We start from the raw sequence: 24,254 nt of genomic DNA, 5'->3' as shown, positions 1-24,254 counted from the left end.
AGACAGGGATGCCAGCCGTTGCTGGCATGACCAGAAGGAGCGCTGCTGCGCTATCCCAGCAGCGCCAGCGCCTCGCGATAGGTTGGCGCCGCATCCGCCGTGGCGCGCGATACCGCCAGCGCTCCCGCCGCCGCCGCCAGCCGCATCGCGGCCGGCAGTGGCTCGCCCAGTGCCAGCGCATACGCCAACGCACCGTTGTAGGCGTCCCCCGCCCCTGTGGTGTCCACAGCCGACGCGGGAAACGCGGGCTGGCGCACCAGTTCGTCGCCGATCAGCGCGGCGCTGCCATCTCCCCCCAGCGTCACCAGCGCGGCGCCCGCTCCCGCCGCGACCAGCGCCTTCAGCCCCGCCGCCACGTCATCGGTGCCGGTAAGTGTCGCCAGTTCGGTCTCGTTCGGCGTCACCAGATCGACCAGCGGCAACAGCGACAGTGCGGCGCATTCGGCAGGCGCAGGGTTCAGGAGCGTGCGGACATTGTGCCGCCGCGCGACGCGCAGCGCCGCCTCGATCGCATCAAGCGGGGTTTCAAGCTGTACCATAAGCAACCCCGCGTCTGCGATCGAGGCTTCCGCCGCCTCCACCAGCGCGGGCGTCACCAGCGCGTTCGCGCCCGCCGTCACCGCGATGACATTGCCGCCATCGGCCGCGACCATGATGTGCGCGGTCCCGGTCGGCGCCGCGACACCATCGATATAGAGCGTGTTGATCCCCGCCGCGACCAGATGGCCGCACGCCGCCGCCCCTTCGGCATCGTTGCCGACCGCGCCGATCATGCACACGCGCGCACCCATCCGCCGCGCGGCGATCGCCTGATTGAGCCCCTTGCCCCCTATCCCCCGCCGCAGCCCGCGGGTCATTATCGTCTCGTGCGGGCGCGGCAGTGCCGCCACGTCGATGATGATGTCTGTGTTGATGCTGCCGACGACGGCGATGCGGGGCGCGATGCTCATGCCCGCAAGCCTAGCGCAGCCGAGCCCCTCGCGCGTTGATGCTGCGCACACGGCGACTTGTCGTCCGGTGCATGGTCTGTTGGCCCGTCGGATTCGCGCGCCGTTTATTTCGGTTTTCTCGCGGACTCCGTTGATCCTGAGGAGCCATTGAGCTTGTCGAGATGACTCTTCGAGGGACGGTGGTTCCCGGTGCTTCGAAACAGGGCCTCGACAAGCTCAGCCTCTCCTCAGCACGAACGGATACCCACTAGTGAGTCCGTTCGTCTCGAGCGCAGGGTTGAGCGAGGCCGAGACCTGAAGTCGAATTTTGGGGAGCCACCACGCCCGACGAGTTCTCGACGGGCGCACCTCGGCAGGCTCGATGCTGCTCGAATCGGACAGTTGGTGAAACACAGCTCCCCGGCAAACCGGCCATTCACCCACTTCCGCAATCGGGTGCGCCCATCAATGCACGAACAGCGCCTTGCGGATGATCGCGTGCGCGCCCCAGTTGCCATTGACCACCTGTGTCACGCCGAAATCGACTCCGACGGACAGCAGGGAGATCGCCTCGTCCTCGGTCAGCCCGCGCGTCGTCATTAGGAAGCGGCGAGCCTTGCGGAAGGCATCGCGCATCGCGCTTTCGATCGAACTCTGCTTGTAGATGTCGCTCTGCGCCTTGCCGCCCAGATCGCGCAGGTAATTGGGCTGCGAAAAGCCCAGGATCACCCATTCGTCGCGCGTCTCGATCAACGGGTAATCGAGATCGCGCAGTGTCTCGGGCTGGTCGACACGCCGGTGGAGCACAATCTGGATCACCGCGCTCATCGAACATTCGATGGCGGTGCCGCACAATTCGGAGTCGCCCTGCGACGCATGCGGATCACCCAGTGACAGCAGCCCTTCCGCGACATTGACCGGCAGGAAAACCGATCCACCTGCGCCCATCCGCCAGTTGTCGATATTGCCGCCAAAATTGGCGGGTGGGACCGAATCGATCAGCCCGTCATGCGCGGGCGCCATCGCGACAAAGCCGAAATGCGGGCGCACCGGCACCTCTACGTCGCGCAGCACGTTGAAGTTCTTCGTCACCAGTTCGGGATCGACGATCACCCCGGGGTAATCATAGCGCTGGTGAACGACGCCATTGGGGTCGGTCTGCGGCACGTAACGGTAACTGTAGACCGCTTGCGCGCAATGCCCGCCGTGGCGCCGCTCGACCTCATATATGGTGACGACCTCGCGCGGCTTAGGCTCGGTCAACATGTCGCCGTAATGAAAGCCCCAATAGGCCGCGACGTTGCTGCCGAAGCTGCGCCCGGCGAACTTTTCGCTGCCCGAGGGGCGCGGCGTCATCTCCAGGAAGCGCACCTCCACGACGTCGCCGCGCTCCGCCCCCGCGATCGCGATCGGTCCGGTCATGATATGGACACCGAACCCCTCGCCCGCGCCGCGCCCGACCGCGGAGGCATCCATCGGCCCGGCGCCGCGGCGGTTGATTGCCTTGTCGCCCTTTTCCCAATGGTAGATGCGCTCGACCTCCGGGTCGCCCTCGATCATCCGTTCGTGATCGTCGCCGGCGTGATGAGTGACCGTCTCGATCGTGACGTAATCGCCCGACCGGACGCGCAGCACCGGGCGCAGGTTACGGCTGAGATAGCCCCAATGGACGGTGTCCACCGTCGCGCGCAGATGATGATGGCGCACGTCGCCGGCGGGGACCATATCGTCGGCGCCGATGCCGGGTTCGATCGCAGCCTCAAGCTCTAGCGGTTCGTCGGTCGGCGCGTCGGCGGTGCGCGCGACGGGGCTGCCGCGCTGGGGAACACTGTCGTCCTCGCCGCCGGGCGAGGCCTTGCGATATTCGCGCGGCGACACTCCGTAGCGCTCGCGGAAGCTGCGGCTGAACGAGGCCGAATCGTTGAAGCCCCATTGAAACAGGATGTCGGAAATCGACTTCTGCGCATGCAGCGGACTGACCAGGTCCATCCGGCAGCGTTCAAGCCGCCGTTGCTTCACATAATGGCCGAAGCTGTCGTCGATCGATTCGAACAGCTTCTGGAGGTAGCGCATCGAGATGCCGTGCTCGGTGGCGACGAATTGAAGGTTGAGCGTCGGATCGGAAAGATGCATCTCGATCGACTGGAAGACGCGCTCCAGCAGCATCGCGCGCGCACCCGCCGACCCGCCGAGCGAGCGCGCGGGCGCCCCCTCAAGCAGCGCAGTGAGCAGGAATTCGGACAGGCTGAGTTCGACCGGGCGCAGCCGGTCGCTGGTGAGCTCGTTGATCGTATCCGCGACCGAGCGCAGCATCGCCGACAGCAACCGCCCCGCCCCGGTATCCGACGCGATCAGGCTGAGATCGGCGGGCAGCAGGTTGCGCACCGCCGGGCCAAAAAACGCGCGCGGGACATGCATCATTAGGAAGCGATGATCGCGCGGCAGATCCAGCACCGCGCGTGCATCGTTCCCGCCGATCAGCACGTCGCCTTCACGCACGACAACCGTCTGCGCGCCGACCGTGGCGGAAAGCTCGCCCTCCAGCAGCTGCACCATCCAGATATGATCGGCGCGATCTGACAGGTCGATCGTGACGTTCTGGCTGGTGGAGGATATGCTGATGAACTCGGGCCCGTTGGCGCCGCGATGGCTCGACAGCTCGCCATAGGCCGGTTCGCTCATGACGTTGAGCAGCACCGATTTGCGCTTGAGCGCGAAGCGCCACGCCTCCCAGCGTTCTTCCTTGGGATAGGCATTCGTGGTGAATCGCAATTCAAGATCCCCGCATTTACCGAGCGAACGCAGCATGATCGGCTACCCGGTGATGATAAAGGTGCCGCAACGCAGCATCGGTGGCCATAGCGGGACGGCCCGGCTGCGCGCGACACCGGCCGTGCGCAAGAATTCGTGCCGTTTCAGGCAAGCCGTCGCGGGCATGCCGTGTCACCTATGCTCAAGCAGTCGCAGCATTTTGTGCGCTAGGGGCGGGATCAGAGAGCGGTGGACGTCGAACAGATCAGCGTACGGGTCGACCGGATCCGCGTGACGGGGGCGGAAGGCAGCGCGGGGGCGGTCGCGATCCTGGATCTGCTGCCCGACGCAGACGCGATACTGCCGCCGTTCGTCGCTGGCGCGCATATCGACCTGCACCTGACCCCCGATCTGATCCGGCAATATTCGCTGCTCAACGATCCGGCGGACAGCGGGCGCTATGTCGTCGCGGTCGCGCTGGATGCCGATAGCCGGGGCGGATCGCGGCACCTGCACGAACAGGTCTCTGAAGGCGACGTCATCACCATCAGCGCGCCACGTTGCCATTTTCCCTTAATAGAGGACGCGGCGCACAGCGTGTTGATCGCGGGCGGAATCGGGGTGACGCCGCTGTGGGCGATGGCGCAGCGGCTGCGCACGCTGGGACGGCCCTTCTCCTTCCATTTCGGCGCGCGCAGCGCCGCAACCGCGCCGCTGCTTAACGAGATCGCGCCGGTGCTGGAAGGGTTGGCAACGACGTTCGAGACGGTGTTCGAAGCGGATCGAGGCGCGCGGCTGGATCTCGCGCGGTTATTTGCCCAGGCACCCGCGGGCAGCCATTTTTACGCCTGCGGGCCGTCCGGGATGCTCGATGCCTATGTCGACGCGGCCAAAGCCGCCGGAGTGGACGAAGCCGTGGTCCATCTGGAGCGCTTCGCGGGCACCGGCACCACGGCGACCGAGGGCGGGTTCACCGTCGAATTGGCGCGAACGGGGGGGTGCTATGCGGTCGCGCAAGGATCGACGATCCTCGAGACGCTGAAGGCGGCGGGGATCAACATCCCGCATTCCTGTGCCGAGGGGATCTGCGGCGCGTGCGAGGCGACGGTGCTCGACGGCGTGCCCGATCACCGTGACGATGTGCTTTCCGATGCGGAAAAGGCGGCGAACCGGACAATGATGGTCTGCTGTTCGGGCGCCAAGTCCGCGCACCTGGTGCTTGACCTGTGAGTGCGTTGCGGCGCGCAATGTCGCGTACGACCGGCTGGGTCGATCCGTTCATCGTGCTCATGCTGGGGCTGGTGGTGCTCGCCAGCATCGCGCCGGTGCGCGGGCTCGCAGCGCAGGCGGTGGAGATCGCCGCGGAAGTGTCGATCGTCCTGCTGTTCCTCCTCCACGGCGCGAAGCTGTCGCGCGATGCGATTGTCTCGGGGTTCAGCAACCTGCGGCTCCATGCGGCGGTGTTGGCGACGACCTTCGCGCTGTTCCCGCTGCTGGGGCTGGCAATCCGCGCGGCGTTAACGGGGCACATGGCGCCGGGCTTGCTCGACGGCATCCTGTTCCTGTGCCTGTTGCCCTCCACTGTCCAGTCGTCGATCGCCTTCACCGCACTCGCGCGCGGCAATGTCGCAGCGGCGGTGTGCAGCGCGTCCTTTTCCAGCCTGCTGGGCGTGATGGCGACGCCGTTCCTCGTCGCGCTGCTGATGGGGCATAGCGCAAGCGTCTCGACCGCTGCGATCGAAAAGATCGTGCTGCAACTGGTGCTGCCATTTGCCGCCGGGCATTTGCTGCGCCCGTGGATCGGCAAGGTCGTCGACCGGCATCGCAAGCTGGTGGGCCGCGTCGATCGCAGCTCGATCCTGCTGATCGTCTTCTCCGCGTTCAGCGCCTCGGTGGTCGAGGGACTGTGGAACCGTGTGGACGCCACCGACATCGCCGCGATCCTGCTCGTCTCCGCCGCGCTGCTGGCGACGGTGATGACGCTGACCTGGTGGGCGTCGTCGTGGATCGGGCTGAAGCGCGAGGACCGGATCGTGATGCTGTTCGCAGGCTCGAAGAAGAGCCTCGCGACCGGGGTGCCAATCGCCTCGACGCTGTTCCCGGCGGCGGCGCTGGGGTCGGTGCTGTTGCCGGTGATGCTGTTCCACCAACTCCAGCTTATCGTCTGCGCCGCGATGGCGCAGGCGTTCGCGCGCGGCGCGGACGATGCCGCCACCGCGGACCTCGCCGCCGCCTGACCCCAAGGGAGCGACCCCTATGAAGCGCTTTGCCCTGCTCACCTTGTGCGCGATCGCTTCGCCTGCCCTCGCCGGTCCGCGTGTCGATACGCCGGCAGGCCGAATCGAAGGATTGTACACGGGCGCGGTCGAGGCATTCCTCGGGGTGCCCTATGCGGCACCCCCGATCGGCGCGTCTCGCTGGCGCCCGCCCGCTCCGGCTACGCGCTGGACGGGGATGCGGCAGGCGAGCGCGATCGGCGCGGATTGCGTTCAGGATTCGAAGAACAACCCGCTCCCCGTCGGCTACACCAATCAGCAGAGTGAGGATTGCCTCTTCCTCAACATCTGGCGTCCGCGAGCGACGCTCGGCGCGCGACTGCCGGTGATGGTGTGGATACACGGCGGTGCGTTCATTATGGGATCGGGGTCGATGCCCGATTATGACGGTGCGGCGCTGGCGGCTCGCGGTGCCATAGTGGTGACGCTCAACTATCGGCTCGGGCGGTTCGGGACGTTCGTCCATCCCGAACTGCTCAAGGAACAGGCAGGGCAGCCGATCGCCAATTATGGGCTGATGGATCAGATAGCGGCTCTTAAATGGGTTCGCGACAATATCGCGCCGTTTGGGGGCGATGCCGCGAACGTCACGATCTTCGGCGAGTCGGCGGGCGCCTCGTCTGTCAATTTCCTGATGACCTCGCCCGCTGCCAAAGGACTGTTCGCCAGGGCGATATCGGCATCGGGCGGCCGCAACGACGTGCTCGATTCGATCGATGCCGCCGCCGCAAAGGGTAGCGCGTGGGCTACGATCAAGCGCGCGACGACGCTCGCGCAATTGCGCGCGCTCGGCGCCGACATGATCCTCGACGCCCCCGTCACCGTCGCCGCGCGCCCGGTGATCGACGGAAAGCTGGTGGTCGCACGCACCGATGTTGCCTTCCGCACCGGGCTGGCTGCGAAGGTCCCCTATCTGGTCGGCGCCAACGATTTTGAGCAAAGCCTGTTGCGCTGGTTCCCGGGCGGAGGCGAAACGATGGTTCGCCAGTTCGGCGACAAGGCTTCCGCGCTGCTCGCCGCCTACGCCGCCTCGGGCGACACGCGTGAAAGCCAGATCGGGCGGCTGTGGGGTGAGAATGCGATGACCGAACCCGCACGCTGGCGTGCCAAGCAGCAGGCGGCGCACGGCGCGCCGGTCTATCTCTATCGCTTCGCCTATGTGCCGGAGGCATTGCGCGCGACCACGCCGGGCGTGGGCCATGCCGACGAGATACCGTTCGTGTTCGGCAACGGGCCGGCGCACCCGGGCTATCGATGGACTGCGGCGGATCGTGCAACCGCGCGGCTGATGGGGGATTATTGGCTCGCGTTCGCAAGGACGGGCAACCCCAACCATGCCGGTGCGCCCGACTGGCCCGCGTTCACCCCCCGCGCCGACCGCCTGCAACTGATCAACGCCTATGGCACCAGCACGGTCATCGACTTCGCGCGCCCGCGCCTCGATCTGATAGAGGCGGCGGCAGGATCGGCGGACGCCAGGTAGATCAAGCAATGGGGTTCGCACGAACAAGTCGAAAGGCGGGGTCGCTGTTATCCTAACGATGGTCGGGTGGATTTTCTCCCGAACCCGGCAATGGCTGGAGGCCCATCATCATGAACATCGCCGCGGCGATCACCCCCGCTGCTCCGCTGGAGGAAATCCACACTGAAGCCGCATGGCGCGGCGACGTGCTGTCGAAGGGCGACGGCTGGATCTACCAATTGTCCGCCAAGGAGCTGGCGGAGCTGGAAGAGCTCGGTACGCGCTTCGTCGAGGCCGATCCCGATCTGCGCTTTGTCCAGAAGGAAGAATATCCGCTTACCGCCTGTGCCGAAGCGGTGCTGAAATGGGGGCGCGACGTCGACAGCGGGCGCGGCTTTGTGCTGGTGCGCGGATTGCGCACGCATCTCTATTCGGACGCGCTGTCAGCGGCGATCTACTACATCCTCGGGCTGCACATGGGCGATCCGATCCGCCAGAACGAGAAGGGCGACCTGATCGATTCGGTCTACGCCACCTCGGACAAGACGATGGATGATCCTACCGCCAAATCGTCCAAGGTGCGCGACGGCCTCGTCTATCACTCGGACTCATCGGACATCGTCGCGCTGATGTGCCTGCGCCCGGCCAAGGACGGCGGCGCGTCGTGCCTCGTCTCGGGCGCGCAGATCTACAACGAGATCCTGCGCCGCCGCCCCGATCTCGCGCCCCTGCTGTTCGAGCCGTATCACTGGGACTGGCGCCGCCAGGACGTGCGCGCGCCCGCCGACACCTATACCTCGCCGATCATCGACCTGACCGACGGCGTGTTCAGCATGTATGCGGGATCGCTCTACATCCTCACCGCGCAGGATTACCCCGGCGTGCCGAAGCTGACCGAGGCGCAGATCGAGGTGCTTAAGCTGTTCGACGAGATCGCTTACGAGCCTGGCATGGCGATCGAGATGGATTTCCGTCCCGGCGACATCCAGTGGCTGTCGAACTATGCCGCGCTGCATGCGCGCACCGGCTTCGACGATTATCCCGAACCGCAGCGCCGTCGCCACCTGCTTCGCCTGTGGCTGAGCCGACAGGGCGAGCGCCCGGTGATCGACGGCTTCGGCAAGAACGGCGTGGTGCAGGTGCGTCACAAGCCGCGCGAGGGCGTGACCGTGGACGATCAGGGCTTCTTCCGCATCAAGGACGCGCCGGTGCCGCGCCTGCTGGCGGACCACGGCTAGGCCCGGAGCCGGGCTTCTTCGTTCGCAAGAGGGAAGTAGAAGCCTGATTATGTGCTCCTGCGCACGCAGGAGCCCGGGGTTGCTGCGGTTGTCCTCCGCAACTCTGGGTTCCCGCGTGCGCAAGGACATCGGGCGGACAAAAGAAGGGGGCGACGCACGCTGCGTGTCCCGCCCCTTTCCGTTTGTGACGCCCGCGCGCTTTATTCGCGAGTGAAGCTTTCGGGCACCACCGCCGGATCGCCGGCCTTGCCCCACAGGATGATCTCATTGCCCCAAGGGTCCTCGAACGCCCAGTTCAGGCCGTTGAACTCCTTCCAATAATGATTGCGCCACAGCACCTTGGCGCCACGCGTCTCCGCGGCGGCGAGGATGTCGTCTGCCTTCTGGTCGTCGCCGATCAACAGCCAGATGCGAGCTTTGTGATCGGTCCCGCGCGACAGCGGGCGCGAGCCGCCACCTTCGATCGCGGGATAAGGACGCGCGTTGGCGGAATTGTAGACGCCGATGTGGAGGTTGCCGATGGCGCTGTCGGTGCCGTCCTTGTGGCGGAAGTTCCCGCCGGGGACGAGGCGGTGATAGACGCCCGCCGGGCGCCCTTCATTGGTCCAGCCGAAGACCTCGGCATAGAATGCACCGGTCGCCTCGGGATCGTCGGAGGCGAGATCGACGAAGATCAGGGTGGTCGGATTTTCCATGTCGGTCCTTATCCAAAGCGGAATGCGGAAACGGTCGCCTTCATGACGACGTCGGAGAAGATGCGCTTACCGGGAGCGTCGGCACCCGCCCCCGCTGCGATCATCAGCGGCAGCAAATGCTCTTCGCGCGGGTGCGCGTTGCGCGCGGCGTCGCCCCCGCTCCACTGGGCGAGCTGCCCCAGCCGCGCATTGGCGTCGTCCTGCCCCAGAGCGCCGGTGAGCCAGCCGTCGAACGCGGCAGAGGGTGCGGTCGCCATCGGCGTGCGGAAGGCGCGCATGTTGTGATAGCTCATGCCCGACGCGACGATCAGCACGCCCTCATCGCGTAACGCGGTCAGCGCCTTGCCCGCCGCGATATGCTCGGCGGGGTCGAGGTTGGACTTGAGCGACAACGGCACCACCGGAATATCCGCGTCCGGGAAGGCAAGCAGGAAGGGTATGAACACCCCGTGATCGAACCCGCGCCGCACATCCACGCGGATCGGGATCCCGGCGTCCTGCATCAGCTCGACGACGCGGCGCGCGATGTCGCTTGAACCTGGGGCGGGATATTGCAGCTGATAGGTGTGCGGCGGGAAGCCGTTGTAATCGTAGATCATCCCCGGCGCCGGCACCGAGGCGACGGTGAATACCGGCTCCTCCCAATGCCCCGAGACGACCAGGATCGCCTTGGGCTTTTCCGGCAGGTCGGCGGCGAGCCCGCGCAGCCAGGCGGCGGTCTTGTCCCATGTATCTGCCGGTTCGCCCATCAGCGACCAGTCCATGAAGAAGCACGGCCCGCCCCCGTGGGGGATGAACAAGGTCGGTTGCGTTGTGCCCGGCATGCGATGAAACCCCCGTCTACTACAGTCGATGATGCTGGTCAGTTCTAGCCACGCGGCGTGCGGTTCCACTTGTCGGCATGCGCCGGGAAAGTTGTTGCGCGCATCCGGCTCATCCATCGAGCCTAACAGGGCCGGATCGGACTAGACGCCTCGCGAACTGTTTCTTGTCAGACGCGGCCGTCGGTCGCTTTGGCTTTGACGTGGAGCGCGCGAGGCGTTCGTCTGGCGGTGCAACCGACTCTGCGAGGCGCGTCTTTCATGTCCGGCACCGAGAATTCGCGAACCGCTCTGGGCGTTGTCGTCGCCTGCACGATCGGCAACATGCTGTGCATGACGACGACGGTCAGCGCGGTGTTCGGGGTGTTCCTAGTCCCGATCGCGGAGGATTTTGGCTGGCCACGCGCGCAGGTGACAAGCGTCCTGGGGCTGATCGCGATCATCAACGCATTCGCCTATCCGCTGGTGGGCCGCGCAATCGACCGCTTCGGCGCGCGGCCGATCCTGCTGGCGGGGAACGTCCTCCTCGCGGCGAGTGTCGCCTCGATCAGTCTGGCGCACGCCACGGTGGCCAGCTTCTACGGCCATTTCGTTCTGGTCGGGCTCGCGGGTTCCATCCCTTGTACGGCGATGTTCTCCAAGGTCGTGTCGGGTTGGTTCGACAAGAAGCGTGGACTGATGCTCGGCATTTCCGCGGGTGTCGGCAATGGCGTGGGAGCGACGATCATGCCGATCATCGCCGCCGCCAGCCTGGCCGCCTTGGGATGGCAGACCAGCTATGCGCTGATCGGCGCGATCATCTTCGTCGTCGGTTTTCCGCTGCAATGGTTCCTGCTGCGAGAGCCCGCGCCCGTTGCAGCCAGCATCAATGCACCGGCCCCGCAACTGGAAGGGCATACGCTGGTTGAGGCGCTGCGTACCCCTGCCTTCTGGCTGATCCTTGCGACGCTGGGGCTGGGATCGGGATGCCTGACGGCGGTGTTCTCGCACGTCATCCCGGTGCTGACCGATCGCGGGTTCGACCTCGCCACCGCCGCCTCCGTCATGTCGACGCTGGCGCTGGTAACGAGCGCCGCGCAGATCCTGTCGGGCTCGCTGCTCGACCGCTTCGCCTCGCCACGAGTCGTCGCCCCCGCCTTCGCGATCGCGACCGCCGGGCTGTGGCTGCTCGAACATCGGGACGGCGCGACGCTGCTGGTCGCGGGCGCGATGCTGGGCATCGGGCTGGGCGCGGTGTTCGGCGCGCTGCCGCTGTTCATCTCGCGTTATTTCGGATTGCGCAGCTACGGCACGATCGGCGGAGTAATCTACGCGATCGTCATGCTGGCGCAGGGCGGCACCCCGGTGGCGATGGACTGGATGTTCGACTCCTATGGCAGCTATGCACCGTCGATCCTGCTGATCGAGGCGTGCCTGCTGGGTATCTCCGCGCTGATGCTGGTGCTGCCGCCGTTCGGCGCGCGCCGGGTAGCGCATGAGGATGTCGCCGGGCTGGCGCATGTCGGGCTGTAATGCGCGCGGCACGTCAACTTTGCGGACGCGCAGGGGCAAGCATCGCACACGTCCGCGCATAGACTGAGGTCACAGGATCGCGGCGTTACGTGCGACGCGGCGTGTGACGGAGGTGGCGCGATGGGTCGTGCGATCGGCAGCACCAGCCTCTTGCCGCCCTCAACCGCGGCCGCGGTCGCGGCGGCGGTGGGGTTCGGGCTTGGCCTGTCGCAGACAATGCTGGGGATTTACGGCATTCTGCTCGTCCCCATCGCGAACGAATTCGGCTGGCCGCGCGCGCTGGCGGCGGGCGTTATGAGCCTGGTGGTGGTCAAGTCGCTCGCGCTCACGCTGGTCGTCGGAACGCTGGTCGATCGCTTCGGGCCGCGGCGCGTGCTGCTGAGCGCGCTCACGCTCTATGCGGCCGGGCTGATCGTGTTCGCCACGCTGCCGGGCGAGGTGACAATCTTCTACGCCGGGTTCGGGCTGATCTGCGCGCTGGGCGCACCTATGGCAGGGCCGACTCTGGGCAAGGCGCTGGCGGGGTGGTTCGATCGCAACCGCGGCGCCGCGATCGGGCTGTCGGCGGGGCTGGGCACCGGTATCGGATCCGCGGTCTTCCCAATAATCGCGGGGAGAGCGCTGCCATCGCTCGGCTGGCGCGGGGTGGTGATGCTGATCGCCGCTATCATCCTGCTCCTCGGCGTGCCGGTGGTTTTCGCGCTGTTCCGCGATCCGCCTGCGCGCGCGGTCGAGCCGACCGAAGCGGAGGGAATGACGCTGACGCAGGTGCTTCAAACCCCCGCCTTCTGGGGGCTGATGCTCAGCGTCGGGATCTGCGCTGGGTGCATGACCGCGATGTTCACGCAGGTGGTGCCGATCACGCTGTCGAACGGAATGGCGATGGGGGAGGCGGTGACAGCGGTGAGCACCTTCGCGCTGGTCTGCGCGGGAGCGCAATGGGCGATCGGGATGCTGATTGATCGGTTTCAGCGACCGGCGGTGCTGGTGCCCTTCTACCTTGTCGGCATTGCGGGGCTGTGGCTGCTGGCCAGATCAACCACCGTTCCCTCGCTGCTGGCGGCGGCGGTAATGATGGGGGTGTGCCTGGGAGCGGAATATAGCGCGCTGCCGGTGCTGCTGTCGCGCTGGTTCGGGCTGGTGCATTTCGGCAAGATCTCGGCACTAGCCTATGGCATCGTTGCGGTTGTTACGGGGTTTATACCCGCGGGGCTGAACGCGGTGTTCGACGCTACCGGATCATATCGCAACGCGATCGACGCGATGCAGATGGTGATGCTGATCGCGACGCTGGCGATCGTACCACTGCCGGCGCGGATCGCGCGCGCGCCTCGCAACGTGGCGGCTCCGGCGCTGTACCGCGCTTGAGATCAGTCCGGAAGCGGGCCACCGCCTGCACCGCTCTCCCGGATCGCTGCATTGATGTGCGCGAGGTCCGCCGCCCCAAGCGACAGCGTGGCGGCGGCGAGCCAGCCATCGACCTGCTGGGGCGCACGCGCGCCAACGATTGCCCCCGTCACCCCCTCCACCGCCAGCACCCAGGCGACCGCCACCGCCGCCGCGCTCACCCCACGCTGTACCGCAACTTCGCGGATCGCCTCGGCCACTGTCAGGTTACGGAGCAGCGCCTCGCCCGAGAAATCCGCATGCCGCTTGCGCCAGTCATCATCGGCCAGCGCGTCGACGCGCTCGGCCGAGAAGGCCCCCGATAATAGCCCCGACTGCATCGGGCTGTAGACGATCACTCCGGTGCCGTGCGCGCGGCACCATGGCAGCTCGGCGGCGAGCGACCCACGCCGGATCGCGGATAGCGGCGGCTGGAGCGTGTCCACATGGCCGATCGCCTCAGCGGTCTGAAGCTGCGCGGCGTCATGGTTCGACAGGCCGATCGCGCGCACCTTGCCCTCCGCCTTCAGCTCGAGCAACGCGCCCCAATATTCTTCCAGCGGCGATCCGTCCTCAGCGGGCCAGTGCATCTGATAGAGATCGATCACATCGACGCGCAGGCGGCGGAGCGAGCCCTCTACCTCGCGCCGGATGCTGTCGCGCCGCCCGACGCGCCGCTTACTGTAGCGATCCGCCAGGTCCCACACCTGCCCGCATTTGGTAAAGACATAAGGGCGTCCGCTTTCTGGTAACTCCGCCAGCGCGCGCGCGACGATCTCCTCCGAATGGCCAAGACCATAGATCGCGGCCGTATCGATCCAATTGACGCCACGATCGACCGCGTGGCGAATCGCGCGGATCGACTCATCGTCCGACTGCGCCCCCCAGCCGACCGCCCAGTCCGCCCCGCCGATCGCCCAAGCGCCGAAACCGACCCGCGTGATCGCAAGACCGGTGCTACCCAGGTCGACGACCGGCAACGTCGCGACAATGTTGCTGACCTGCATCGCCCAATCCCTCTCTCGAATAAGCGTCCTTAGCGCCGCCGCGAGGGAGAATGGCTTGACTTACCGACCCCTTATTCTTGATTGCGCCTTGTGACGAAGCGTTTTCGTTTGTGTGCAACCGTTCAAACGGCCGGGGCGTATGCTCCCGCAACAAAAACCGCCTGCAGCGATCCGGAGTTGTTGGTGATCGCCACATGGTTCGGCTGCTGTCCGACACTGTCATGCCGTGTCGGCTCACCTAAGCGGAGCGGCCCTTTAAGGCGCTATGAAGCGGCACGTCGTTTCTCGACCCGGCGCCGAGTATTGCCTAGCCAGCCCAAGAACAATAAGCAGCGTTCGCAATGACGCGTTGAGAACATCGCCGAGGCCGCGCAAAGCTCTTATTCCGAGGTGCGACGGCTTCCGAATGTGGGCGGGCTAGCAGCTCAAGCGGACCTGGGGCTTTGAAGAGCTTGCGTGACCTGGCGAGACGGACCCACAAGGCGACACTCAGGACACCTTATCTGCTCCCCAACTTCCGACGTTCGTTCACCTCGGACATCGGCGGCTCGTAATGATAATCAGCTTGTGCAAGTCGGTCAGCCGTTCCGGTTCGCCCAGAGCTCGGCCATGTCGATGTTCGGTAGCGCCTCCTCCATCCGTCGCTTGGCGTTATCGGAGAAGCACGGGATCTTCTGTGCTCCGAACTCGAAGACGTGACAGCAATTCGGGTCGTCGTCGATGCCGAGATGGGCACGTAGTACCTTGGCCTTGGGCGGGCTGAGGCCGACCTTTGTGGCAAGCTCGTTCCGCTGAAGGTAAAACTTCTTACGCAGATCGACTTCGCGGACGGCTGCCGATGCCGTCGGATCGTCGCCGCCGACGTAATGCACCGGCGCACCCTGCTTTTTCGTAAAATGGACGATCAAGTTCACGCCCTCACCCTCTGTGGTGGTGCCAACGGTTGCTAGGCGCGGGAACACGGCGGCGAACCCAGCGCCACCACGCATTGCTTTCTCGATCCGGTCGATGTCGCGTTCGGAAATCTCGACTTTGTCGGTGACTATCGCCTCCATCGCAAGCATCGCTCGGATTCGGGCACGCGCCTCGTCGCGCGCGCGACGGCCGGGCTGCAGCAACTCGTTGACGTAGTTGAATTCCTTATCGACCAGGAATTCGAAGTCGCCGGGTGGCTTCGTCGAGATCGGCAGGACCCGGGGCGGGATGTGCTCCTGCAGAGCTTCGTCCAGCTTGCGCTTCAGATAGGCGTCGAACGTGGTGATCAGCGCCCGGAGCTGCATGTAGAGCAAGTCCTCTGACACGACGACGAACCAGTGCTGCGCCGCATCCCGCTGAGCGTCGATCGCCCGCATTATGCCGGCCTCGTCGGCAGTGAGGTCGTGGTGCGCCTGGCACAGACCAAGGCATTTCTCGAAGCCAATTGATTTGCCGCTGTCCTTGTCGAAAACCTTCATTTTACCCTGAACGAGGACCGCCTTGAGCAGCATTTCGCAGGCGTGTTGAGTGTGCATCAGGACCGTGGTCACGCGTCCCATCTCGTCGTAGCTGTTGAACGCGGTCATTGCGGTCCGAAGCGACTCGATGGCCTTGGTCTTGAGCGTTCGAGCGTCGCGTACCAGCTTCATCATGCCCCCAATCTTTTCCCCGCAGGCGCAAGATGCCTGGGAAAATGCACTATGTCGACGCAAGCACCTCCAACCGGCAGCTTTGATCGCCAACGACCCCAGTGGCTTGGCGGATTTGTAGGCTAGCAGAGCCCTCTCGCTGAGCCTTGGTCAGCGGCGACCCAGAACCGGTCGTTCATGGTGCCTGCTCGCCTCCCACTTTCTGCCATTGGCTCATGCTGATGGCCGCGGCGCCGTGAGAAGCTATCTGCTCGGGCAATCACTTCCGAAAGTCTTTGTCCGAATACGCTTTAGGACCATGCAGCATCACGCTAGGCTGACGGGGGGAGACGGCATGGACCTGCAGAGCTTCATAGGCGAGATCAACGCCGAGCAGACCGACGGCACGACCGTCACGGTCTATCGAGGGCATCCGAACCGAAGCTACACGCTGAAGCCCACGATCTTCAGAACCACCGCCTATGCCGCGAACGAACATCTGCTGCTTCGTGACCTCGTGGCGATGCACCCCGACCAGTTCGCGGCCGACACGAGCGCCCTAGAGATGCTCGTCTGCATGCAGCACTACTCACTTCCGACACGCCTGCTCGACGCCACCTGGAACCCGCTCGTCGCCCTCTACTTCGCGGCACAGTCTAAGAAAGCCCGAAAGTTGCGTCCCGGCACCAAGATTCGTGTCAGCCAAGAGGCGGACGGCGAAGTCGTGAGGCTCGTCGTCGACAAGAAGCTGGTCCGCTAATTCGACAGTGATACCGTCAGCTGTCTGGCCAACCTTGCCCGATGCGACACGGAGCTGAAGGACGATGTCGGCAGGCTGCTGCTGGATGCCCGGTGCGACGATAGCGAAGCCGGCATCGAGTGGTTCAACGGCAACCGACCGGTCAAGCGGCTGGTGCACTTCATCAGTGCCGAGAAGCCCGCCTTCGCACCCGACATCGTCCCCTCGCATCTCTCGCGCGTGTTCCTGGTAAAGCCGAAGCTCAGCAATCGACGTATTCTGGCCCAGGAGGGGTGCTTCTTCGCCTTCGGCCTCACGGAGGAGATCGACGGTCGTGCGACGCCCGGAATGCGTGTAGAACGGATCAGGGTTCCAGCCGGAGACAAAGCCGACATCCTAGCGCAGCTCAAGCGGGTTGCGATCAACGAACGCACCATGTTCCCCGAGATCGAACGGGCGGCCAAGTACCTGACCGACGACGTCTCGGCGACGGCCATCCTTTCACGAACGGTCTGATCGCCGGTCGCGTGTGACGGCGTTCCCATCGGCAGCGGTCCCACATCGCCGCGTGCGTTGTCCTCCCCGCGCCTGACGATCACGAGCTGCGATGGGTCTGAAACGATGTGACGACCCGCGGGGCCGTCTCGACCCCGCGGGCGATGGTGGATCAGCGACCGGTGATCCGTCGGAAGGTCGCCACGAGCCAGTCGGCGACACGCCCGATAAAGCGCCGGCGTCGTGGTGCAGGCGCCGCCTTGATCGGCGGACGCTTAAGCAGGCGGTCCTTCTCGCGCCCCGCCTCGATGGCCGCCCGCGACATCCGCCCGGACCACTCGATCCGTCCATGGTCGATGACGTAATGGGAGCGGCAGGCGAAGTCGTGATTTCCGATCGAGGGCCAGATCGAAGCGTCGTCCCCGGTCATGGTGAGCGAGTATTCGGTCGGCACCAGCGGGGTCGACACCTCCTCCCCGCAGCCGCACGCGCAGTGATGGAGGGCGACATGGCATTCCCGCGACACGTAGAGGATCCCGTCCTCAAGGGTCTCGGGGATCTCGGCCACGAACACCGTACGTAGCCGATCAACCCGGCTCACCTGGCTACCCGGTTCGAGATGTTGTTCCCTTCGATCATGTAGACCGAGTTCATCTCGTTCCGCTCATCGCGAAAGTAGTTCGCCCAGCGCTTCCAGCGCATCACCGCCATGATCGCGTTCAGCGAGTTGACGGCGGCGATCTGGATGTCGGTGCGGTATAGGTCATCATCCTCAGCGTCGTCGCCGAACGGCAGCAGCCTCTCCACCTCCGCCCAGGGCGTCTCGGGGCGGATGAAGGTAACCCGCGCACAACCATCCAGGCAGTCGTCCTCCATGCCGACCCCGATGCCCGTGTCGACGAACGGGATCCCCAACCGAAGCAAACCCTCCGCGATAGCCCGCCGCGACGAACCCTTGTCGACGCACACGAAGACGAAGTCGAAGCCCGCGAGCTCGTCGACATTGTCTTGCGTGACGCGGAAAGGATGCGCCGTGATGCCGGCATGGATCCGGCCATAGGTCTGCGCATAGTAGTTCACCTTAAGTGGGAACTCCTTGAGCAACGCGGGCTCCGGCGATCCAGGCGACCGGAACAGATTGTGGTTCAGGAGCTGGTCGCCGTCGTAGAGGTGAATTTCCGTCACCCACGTCTTGACCAGAAGGTCGAGGAGGTAGGATCCCGTGCCGCCGAGCCCAATGATGGCGACCCGACCCATCAGCTTCCGGTTCACCTTGCCGATGCGGTAGCGGGCCGAAGCGGAGTCCGGAATCGCGAACGGGCTGTCGTCGTTCGCGATTATTCCCCGCGCGTAGGTGCGCGCATTGGCGGACTTGTCGAGCGAGCGCGCGGCGCTCCCGATCAGCCGTTCGTATGCGACCACCTTGTCGTAGACGTTCTCGTAACGATGCGTGACCTCGGGCTTCGACGACAAGTAGTAATCGACTTCGATCTCCCCGAACCGCTGCCTCGAAGAGCTGGCGATGATGTTCGACATGAGGGTGCCGTCTCGATGGCACGGCGTTCCGGCGAAGAACATCGTGTGGGGCTCTTGGGGCGTGGACGTGAGCCCGGTGGCGGCGTCGATCGACAGCTCGCACGTGAGGACGCCCCTCGCCAACGTTCCATCGGTCGTCACGTGCGGGATGCTGCGAACAACCAGATGAGTGTTCGCGACCTCGATCTCGAAGCCCTCGTCGGCGAGGCGCCTCAGATGAGGATCAAGACTTATCAGAGCGGCGGACATTGAAGACCATCCCATTCTTGACCGCGATCGATTCACCCTCGACCAGGTCGCCCTCGGCACCGTCGACCCCGTGAAGGTACGTGGTCGTGTAATTGAAGTTCTCGAAGTCGGGGTTGGGGTAGGCGATCGCCGCGATCTCCCGATACGTGTGGCGGCGCTTATCGACGACACGGGGACGGCCGTTGACCTTGATCGTCACGGTCTTCGCCTCACGGGTGCGAACCCGTTCGACACCCTTACCCTCGAGGTCGATTTGCCCGTCCGGCGCGATGACGGTGTCGGCGTCGCTGTCGAGCACCAACTCGCGGTCGGCGTCGATTTGGGCGTGGAGGCGCAGGTCCGCCGCGCTGATCGTCGCCGCACCCCATTCCCAACCGCGCTCATCGAGGGTGAAGTTGAAGACGCGATCGCTATCGAAGGACAGGAACGTCGCGGGGTGCTTGGCGTCGAGCGTCACCTCATCCTGCAGCCCGACCGAACGGGCCGAGCCGCTGACGATCTGGATCAGCACGAAGTCGCTCGCCGGCGCCTTATCTGCGGCCTCCCGGACCTGGCTGCCGTCGAGGATCTTGTCGTCCGTGCCGAAGGGGGCACCGTCGACGGTGAACTTATATTTGTCTCGGCCATTCGCCACGGCGGTGCTCCACGTCCTAGGACTCTTGATCCCGAGTCCCACGCGGACTAGGGTGTCTTTCGAGTCCCGATGTGGACTATCTATATCGGGACTGATGTGCGTTTCAAGTCCATCTTGGCACGGAGGAGGTCATGCGTGGTGAAAAATGAACCCGCCGCTCAATCGAGCGGAGGGCAAGCCCCGATGCCCGCCGTCATCGAGGCGTTCCTGGGCATCGCCGACTTATGGCAGCTCACCACCGAGGATCAGCTGCTCCTGCTCGGGTCGCCAGGCAGATCGACGTTCTTCAAGTGGAAGAAGGAGGGTGGTTCGATACCAAGGGACAGCGTTGAGCGCGTCTCCCACCTCCTCGCGATTCATAAAGCGCTAGAGATACTCCTTCCCGATCCCAGGGCGGCGGACGGGTGGGTCCGCCGTCCCAACAAGTTCTTCAACGATCAGAGCGCGCTCGATGTGATGAGGGGTGGACAGGTGATGGATATCTATCGTGTCCGACAATACGTGGACGCGCAGCGTGGCGGCTGAGGATCACCAGATCGTCGACGTCGACCAGACGTTCTTCACCCTCATCCCTTCGAGGTTCCCGACGATCGACGTCTTCGCGCGCGTGGCGAACGATCGCAGCGGCGAACTGGCGGAACTGGAGTCGCTGACCAACCCGCGTCTCCGGGAGCGTGACCGGCTGCTCAGCGGCGCGCAGGTTGTCGACGGCAACGGTCCGCTCCTTCAGAACTGGAACCACGCGCCGTTCGCATACCACAACCCGGAAGGTTCGCGCTTCTTCGAGGCCGAGCACCCGGTGCTGGATCTCGCCAGCGACATGCAGACCGCGCTCGCCATCTCGATTCGCAAGCGTGAGACCTTCCTCTCAAGCACCGGCGAGGCCGCCATCGGCTTGGAGATGCGCGAGCTCTCCCGCACCGTTCGCGGTCGATTTGCAGATGGCCGGAGCTGGGCCGTCGATATCGCACGGGGCGACCGCCTCCAGCTTGGCCGCTCTATACTGGAGGCCGGTCTCGACGGGTTGCTCTACCGTCCGCCTGAGCGGCCCGCCGGGTTCTGCATCTGCGTGCTGCGGGGGGACGTCCTCGACCGCGCCGTCCAGCGGGACCACTTTAAGTTCGTCTGGAACGGAAGCAAAGTCAGCAAGGTCTACTCGTTCGGCTCGGGCGCCGAGTACCATCCCGACGATCTGCGCGGCGAAGACCAGATACTGGCCGCCTGACGAATACGGCTGCGATTAATCAATGAGTTGCCACGGCCGCCGATGTACCATCACTCAGCCTCACACGAACGAACGTCTTTTTCTGACCGACTTCGGATCTGAGGCCCCTTCCCGGCCCTCTGAACGAACGTCCGGTTTTCCCGGCCGGCCGCCCCAAAGCGTTGGGGTCGGGTGGACGCCCCCTGACGGCATCGATGTGCCAGAAGTGGAGGTGTTGAAACACCACTGCAGGAGGCGTCCGTGAGTGAGGTTAGCACAGTCGGCATCGATCTCGCGAAGTCGGTTTTTCAGGTCCACGGCGCGGATGCGAGCGGCGGGGTCGTGTTCCGCAAGAAGCTACGACGGGATCAGGTACTGCCCTTCTTCTCGACCTTGCCGCGGTGCATCGTCGCGATGGAGGCGTGCGCGAGTGCACATTACTGGGCGCGTGAGCTCGCGGCAGTTGGGCACGAGACCAGGCTGATCTCGCCGGCGTACGTGAAGCCGTTCGTCAAGCGGCAGAAGAACGACATGGCCGACGCGGAGGCGATCTGCGAGGCAGTGCAGCGACCGACGATGCGGTTTGTTCAAGGTAAGAGCGCTGAAGCACAGGCTTCGGCGGTCGTGTTCCGAACGCGCGACCTGCTCGTGCGCCAGCGAACCCAGCTGATCAATGCCCTGCGCGGGCACCTCAACGAGTTCGGCTACATCGTTCGGCAGGGTGTCGGGCACGTCGGCAAGCTCGTCGAGATCGTCGCCGACCCGGCTTCCGATCTGCCGGCAGTGGCGCGGCCAGTACTGGCCGTCGTCGCACAGGGCTTGCAGGCGCTACAGGAGCAGATCGCCCTTCTCGACCGTGAGAACGCAAGCCGGGCAAAGGCGGACGCGGTCGCGAAGCGGCTGATGACGATCCCCGGTGTCGGCCCCGTGACCGCGACCGCGCTGGTGGCGCTAGCGCCGGCCGCCAGCACCTTCCGCCGGGGACGCGACTTCGCAGCCTGGCTCGGCCTCGTACCGCGCCAGCACTCAAGCGGCGGCAAGGAACGGCTGGGCCGTACGACCAAGATGGGCGAGCGCAGCCTGCGACGGCTGCTGATCCTAGGGGCAAGTTCGGCAACAAAGGTCGCGGCGCGCAAGCCCGAGAAGGCCACTGCGTGGTTGGCAGGCATGCTCGCGCGCAAGCCGCGCATGCTGGTCACCGTCGCGTTCGCGAACAAGATGGCACGGATCGTCTGGGCGCTGATGGCGCACGGCGGTACCTACAGAGCTCCGGCCGCGGCGTAACCGCCAAGGCTTGAGGCGTCAGGGACGCAGGGAAGGTCAGCAGAGAGGAATGGCGCAACGGTCAGAAGACGGGGTCGGGATAACCAGTGCACTGTCCAAGCGCCTCGAGCGCGCGAAAGCGGTTTGGACCCGATCCGCGATCTCCATTCAGGCCAGCGGCCGTGATGAAGGCTGCATCAACAGGCCGGACACACGGAAGCACCTGAACCCGCGCGCTAAAATCTCTCCGACACCCCCTTGCGTCCGAAGGGGCGTCCACACACGGACAGGCCGCTCTCCACCCTCGGTCGGCGATCGAGCCCCTCCCCTGCCCGCTGAACGAACGTCCGGTTTTCCCGGCCGACCGCCCGATAGCGGACGGGCAGCTATGCCACCCTGACGCGACCGTTCATGTTCGCCGGCTCTTCCTCTCTGAAAAAAGTTGCCGACGAGCTCCGCCCTCTGCGCTGGCCCCAGCGCCTCACCAAGCGCGCGGCGCTCCCCCGACCCTCTTGGCTGCGGCCGCTTCCACGTCGTTCAGATCGGCCTGCGTCAGTACGCCGGCAGCGAGAACCTTCCGCATCAGCTCGTCAAGAAGGGCGGCCAAAAAGTGGACCTCCGCTCTCTCTGACTCGGTGTCTTCCCCTTCTGCGTTCACGTGCATACCACGACACCTCCGGTGCTAAACCGACCGCAGCTATGATCGTCTTCCGTGATCGGCGAAGCAACAGCGATACTGAGCGTCTAAGAATGAGCCAGCGCTCGTGTGCGACCGTGCATCTGGGCACCTTCGTCCTTGTGCGCCCGTGCATCTGTGCACCGCTGGGATCGTGATGGAGGTGCGCGCAAGCCAGCACCACTGGCGTCCAGCGCCCGCGGGCTAGCAGGTTTTCGGTCGAACGCCGTACACGACGCCTGCTACCCTCTCGCCAGTAGAGGCGCTCCGGATCCCACCATCGGCCATCGCCCAAGTGGAAGATCCGACGGCGGTGAGGTCTACCGCCATGCTCGCAGCGTCCCCTCGCTTGCTTGAAGCGGATCAAGCTCGAGATGTTTGGCTAGTTGGTGAGATCAAGGAAGGCGTGCTCAGGACGGATCGGCATCCGTCCCCTCCCGTGCACTGACCGTCGAGGCCTCGCTCGCGCTCAGTCGATGCGCAGCTTGGGCTGGCATAAAGCGGTAGACGGTGCCGCGCGAGATACCGAGTTGGCGCGCGATGTGCGATGGTCGGACGCCCTCGGCAGCCAGCTTGCGCACGGCCTCCGGATCGATGCGCGGCTTGCCTCCCTTGTAGGCGCCTCTCGCCTTCGCTGCCTGGATCCCCTCAGCCTGACGCTCCTTGCGTAGGTTCGTCTCGAACTCGGCAAAGACCCCGAGCATGTCGAGAAAGGCTTTCCCAGCCGCAGTCCCGGTGTCGATCGGCTGCTCTGTCGCCTTCAGCGACACTCCCCTGCCCTTCAACTCGTGCACGATGTCCTGAAGGTCCTTCATCGAGCGGGCGAGCCGGTCGATGCGCGTCACCACAAGCGTGTCGCCATCGCGAAGGAAGTCGAGCAGGATCTGAAGCTCAGGCCGTGATCCACGTTCGACGCCAGACTTCTTCTCCGACCGGATCGTCTGGCATCCCGCTGCACGCAGCGCCGCGACCTGGATGCCGAGGTCCTGATCGATCGTTGACACTCGAGCATAGCCGAAAAGCGTCATGATACCCCTTTCTGTTCGATCAGCTTCTAGACCTGTTCGGCTGACTGTTCAATATAGCTGCCAGCGACCCTGATTGAACGGGAAAGCTGTTCTAGGAGATATGTACCGACAGGGTATACCCTCTGCGTTCCTACCTTGGCCGGTCCTATTTCCGCCGAAAAGGAACATCAAGAAATTGGCCCGGATTGGCCCATTGGTCCGCCTGGAGTCCTAACCAAGGAGAACCAAAGGGCACCCTACCAAACGGCACTGCAGGAGCTTCATAGAGGGTCGAAGCTCAGCCTTTTATGGGCTCGCGAGGCGGTGTCGGCGTGTTGCAGCTCACTGCTGGCGACCGTCCCACAAATGATTATAAACTGGGAAAGAGCGGACCTCTCACAACCCACCTGCGAGGATAATTTGAGAAACAGGCGCACCGTTCGAGCTGCCGCCTGGACGGAGCTTAACATTGTCGGTCTAGGCGCACATAGAAAGCAACCTTATGACCATATTACCGTTTGGTCATTGGTCGGGCGATGCTGATCGTTGGCACCGACGTGTTCCATAAATGGCCTCAACGAATGCCCCTAGAGCATAACTCCGAGGCGGTGGGCACGACCGATTAAACAGGAGCAAACGGATGGACCTGGAACCTATCAACTACGCGAATGGTGCTGACGTGCTCCCCAAAGCTCTACCAGTCATAACTGGAGTCCGGGGCTATTATGGTGCCCCTCGGGGCGGTGTTGCACAACCCGCCTGGCAGCATC

21 protein-coding genes are annotated in these 24,254 nt (G+C 64.8%); 11 read left to right on the top strand and 10 right to left on the bottom strand.

All coding sequences use genetic code 11. The features are described from left to right. Positions 1-50: 50 nt before the first annotated feature. The gene (locus FHY02_RS21640) at positions 51-950 is read right to left on the bottom strand and encodes a ribokinase (RefSeq protein WP_183926248.1); all 900 of its coding nucleotides are present in this window, start codon (positions 948-950) and stop codon (positions 51-53) included. Between the two features lie 444 nt (positions 951-1,394). Further along, positions 1,395-3,737, bottom strand: a complete 2,343-nt coding sequence (locus tag FHY02_RS21635; protein ID WP_183926246.1) for an acetamidase/formamidase family protein — start codon at positions 3,735-3,737, stop codon at positions 1,395-1,397. A gap of 192 nt (positions 3,738-3,929) precedes the next feature. Between FHY02_RS21635 and FHY02_RS23390 the strand changes: the two genes are divergently transcribed. From FHY02_RS23390 to FHY02_RS21615, 4 genes are all read left to right on the top strand, one after another. Beyond that, positions 3,930-4,910, top strand: a complete 981-nt coding sequence (locus tag FHY02_RS23390) for a PDR/VanB family oxidoreductase (RefSeq protein ID WP_221198785.1) — start codon at positions 3,930-3,932, stop codon at positions 4,908-4,910. Between the two features lie 17 nt (positions 4,911-4,927). Continuing rightward, positions 4,928-5,917 carry a bile acid:sodium symporter family protein gene (locus FHY02_RS21625; RefSeq protein ID WP_183926244.1) on the top strand — a complete coding sequence of 330 codons (990 nt, stop codon included), beginning with the start codon at positions 4,928-4,930 and terminating at the stop codon, positions 5,915-5,917. A 19-nt stretch (positions 5,918-5,936) separates the two neighbouring features. Next, positions 5,937-7,439: a carboxylesterase/lipase family protein gene (locus FHY02_RS21620; protein ID WP_183926242.1), complete on the top strand. Its 1,503-nt coding sequence runs from the start codon at positions 5,937-5,939 to the stop codon at positions 7,437-7,439. Between the two features lie 110 nt (positions 7,440-7,549). Then, positions 7,550-8,656 carry a TauD/TfdA family dioxygenase gene (locus FHY02_RS21615; protein ID WP_183926240.1) on the top strand — a complete coding sequence of 369 codons (1,107 nt, stop codon included), beginning with the start codon at positions 7,550-7,552 and terminating at the stop codon, positions 8,654-8,656. A 200-nt stretch (positions 8,657-8,856) separates the two neighbouring features. Here the strand turns inward: FHY02_RS21615 and FHY02_RS21610 are convergent, their stop codons facing one another. Together FHY02_RS21610 and FHY02_RS21605 are read right to left on the bottom strand one after the other, a co-directional pair. Further along, a complete protein-coding gene (locus FHY02_RS21610) occupies positions 8,857-9,351 on the bottom strand; it encodes a VOC family protein (RefSeq protein ID WP_183926238.1) in 495 nt (164 codons plus the stop codon). 8 nt (positions 9,352-9,359) lie between these two features. Then, positions 9,360-10,175 carry a class III extradiol ring-cleavage dioxygenase gene (locus FHY02_RS21605; RefSeq protein ID WP_183926236.1) on the bottom strand — a complete coding sequence of 272 codons (816 nt, stop codon included), beginning with the start codon at positions 10,173-10,175 and terminating at the stop codon, positions 9,360-9,362. A 258-nt stretch (positions 10,176-10,433) separates the two neighbouring features. On the opposite strand from FHY02_RS21605, the gene FHY02_RS21600 reads away from it, so the two are divergent. Both FHY02_RS21600 and FHY02_RS21595 read left to right on the top strand, forming a co-directional pair. Further along, the gene (locus FHY02_RS21600) at positions 10,434-11,684 is read left to right on the top strand and encodes an MFS transporter (RefSeq protein WP_183926234.1); all 1,251 of its coding nucleotides are present in this window, start codon (positions 10,434-10,436) and stop codon (positions 11,682-11,684) included. Positions 11,685-11,804: 120 nt separating this feature from the next. After that, positions 11,805-13,052: a nitrate/nitrite transporter gene (locus tag FHY02_RS21595; protein WP_183926232.1), complete on the top strand. Its 1,248-nt coding sequence runs from the start codon at positions 11,805-11,807 to the stop codon at positions 13,050-13,052. Positions 13,053-13,054: 2 nt separating this feature from the next. On the opposite strand, the gene FHY02_RS21590 is transcribed toward FHY02_RS21595, so the two are convergent. Beyond that, a complete protein-coding gene (locus FHY02_RS21590) occupies positions 13,055-14,077 on the bottom strand; it encodes an aldo/keto reductase (protein ID WP_183926230.1) in 1,023 nt (340 codons plus the stop codon). A gap of 578 nt (positions 14,078-14,655) precedes the next feature. Continuing rightward, on the bottom strand, positions 14,656-15,705 hold the full coding sequence (locus FHY02_RS21585; RefSeq protein WP_183926228.1) for a hypothetical protein: 1,050 nt from the start codon (positions 15,703-15,705) through the stop codon (positions 14,656-14,658). 331 nt (positions 15,706-16,036) lie between these two features. Between FHY02_RS21585 and FHY02_RS21580 the strand changes: the two genes are divergently transcribed. Together FHY02_RS21580 and FHY02_RS21575 are read left to right on the top strand one after the other, a co-directional pair. Then, positions 16,037-16,441, top strand: a complete 405-nt coding sequence (locus FHY02_RS21580; protein ID WP_183926226.1) for an FRG domain-containing protein — start codon at positions 16,037-16,039, stop codon at positions 16,439-16,441. A gap of 153 nt (positions 16,442-16,594) precedes the next feature. Beyond that, on the top strand, positions 16,595-16,936 hold the full coding sequence (locus tag FHY02_RS21575; protein WP_311731908.1) for a hypothetical protein: 342 nt from the start codon (positions 16,595-16,597) through the stop codon (positions 16,934-16,936). 151 nt (positions 16,937-17,087) lie between these two features. Here FHY02_RS21575 and FHY02_RS21570 read toward each other — a convergent pair whose 3' ends face one another. Genes FHY02_RS21570 through FHY02_RS23385 form a run of 3 tightly spaced genes read right to left on the bottom strand, consistent with a single transcriptional unit; the run spans position 17,088 to position 19,376 of the window. Continuing rightward, positions 17,088-17,483: a DUF6527 family protein gene (locus tag FHY02_RS21570; RefSeq protein WP_221198784.1), complete on the bottom strand. Its 396-nt coding sequence runs from the start codon at positions 17,481-17,483 to the stop codon at positions 17,088-17,090. A gap of 29 nt (positions 17,484-17,512) precedes the next feature. Next, the gene (locus FHY02_RS21565) at positions 17,513-18,700 is read right to left on the bottom strand and encodes a ThiF family adenylyltransferase (protein ID WP_183926224.1); all 1,188 of its coding nucleotides are present in this window, start codon (positions 18,698-18,700) and stop codon (positions 17,513-17,515) included. After that, positions 18,675-19,376 carry a multiubiquitin domain-containing protein gene (locus FHY02_RS23385; RefSeq protein WP_221198783.1) on the bottom strand — a complete coding sequence of 234 codons (702 nt, stop codon included), beginning with the start codon at positions 19,374-19,376 and terminating at the stop codon, positions 18,675-18,677. Before FHY02_RS23385 ends, FHY02_RS21565 begins: the two co-directional genes overlap by 26 nt. Positions 19,377-19,517: 141 nt before the next feature. Between FHY02_RS23385 and FHY02_RS21555 the strand changes: the two genes are divergently transcribed. The 3 genes from FHY02_RS21555 (at position 19,518) to FHY02_RS21545 (ending at position 21,822) form a co-directional block, all read left to right on the top strand. Continuing rightward, positions 19,518-19,859, top strand: coding sequence for an MbcA/ParS/Xre antitoxin family protein (locus FHY02_RS21555; RefSeq protein ID WP_221198782.1), 342 nt, complete (start codon positions 19,518-19,520; stop codon positions 19,857-19,859). Then, complete coding sequence (locus FHY02_RS21550) at positions 19,822-20,559, top strand: RES family NAD+ phosphorylase (RefSeq protein ID WP_183926220.1); 738 nt, start codon at positions 19,822-19,824, stop codon at positions 20,557-20,559. The genes FHY02_RS21555 and FHY02_RS21550 overlap by 38 nt, the downstream gene beginning before the upstream one ends. Before the next feature lie 240 nt (positions 20,560-20,799). After that, positions 20,800-21,822, top strand: a complete 1,023-nt coding sequence (locus FHY02_RS21545) for an IS110 family transposase (protein WP_183926218.1) — start codon at positions 20,800-20,802, stop codon at positions 21,820-21,822. Positions 21,823-22,887: 1,065 nt separating this feature from the next. Here FHY02_RS21545 and FHY02_RS21540 read toward each other — a convergent pair. Beyond that, a complete protein-coding gene (locus tag FHY02_RS21540; protein WP_183926216.1) occupies positions 22,888-23,505 on the bottom strand; it encodes a recombinase family protein in 618 nt (205 codons plus the stop codon). Positions 23,506-24,254 lie beyond the last annotated feature (749 nt).

This window comes from Sphingomonas sp. BK069 (assembly GCF_014193405.1).
Taxonomy (GTDB): domain Bacteria; phylum Pseudomonadota; class Alphaproteobacteria; order Sphingomonadales; family Sphingomonadaceae; genus Sphingomonas.
This window is presented reverse-complemented; position numbering and strand designations above follow the sequence as displayed.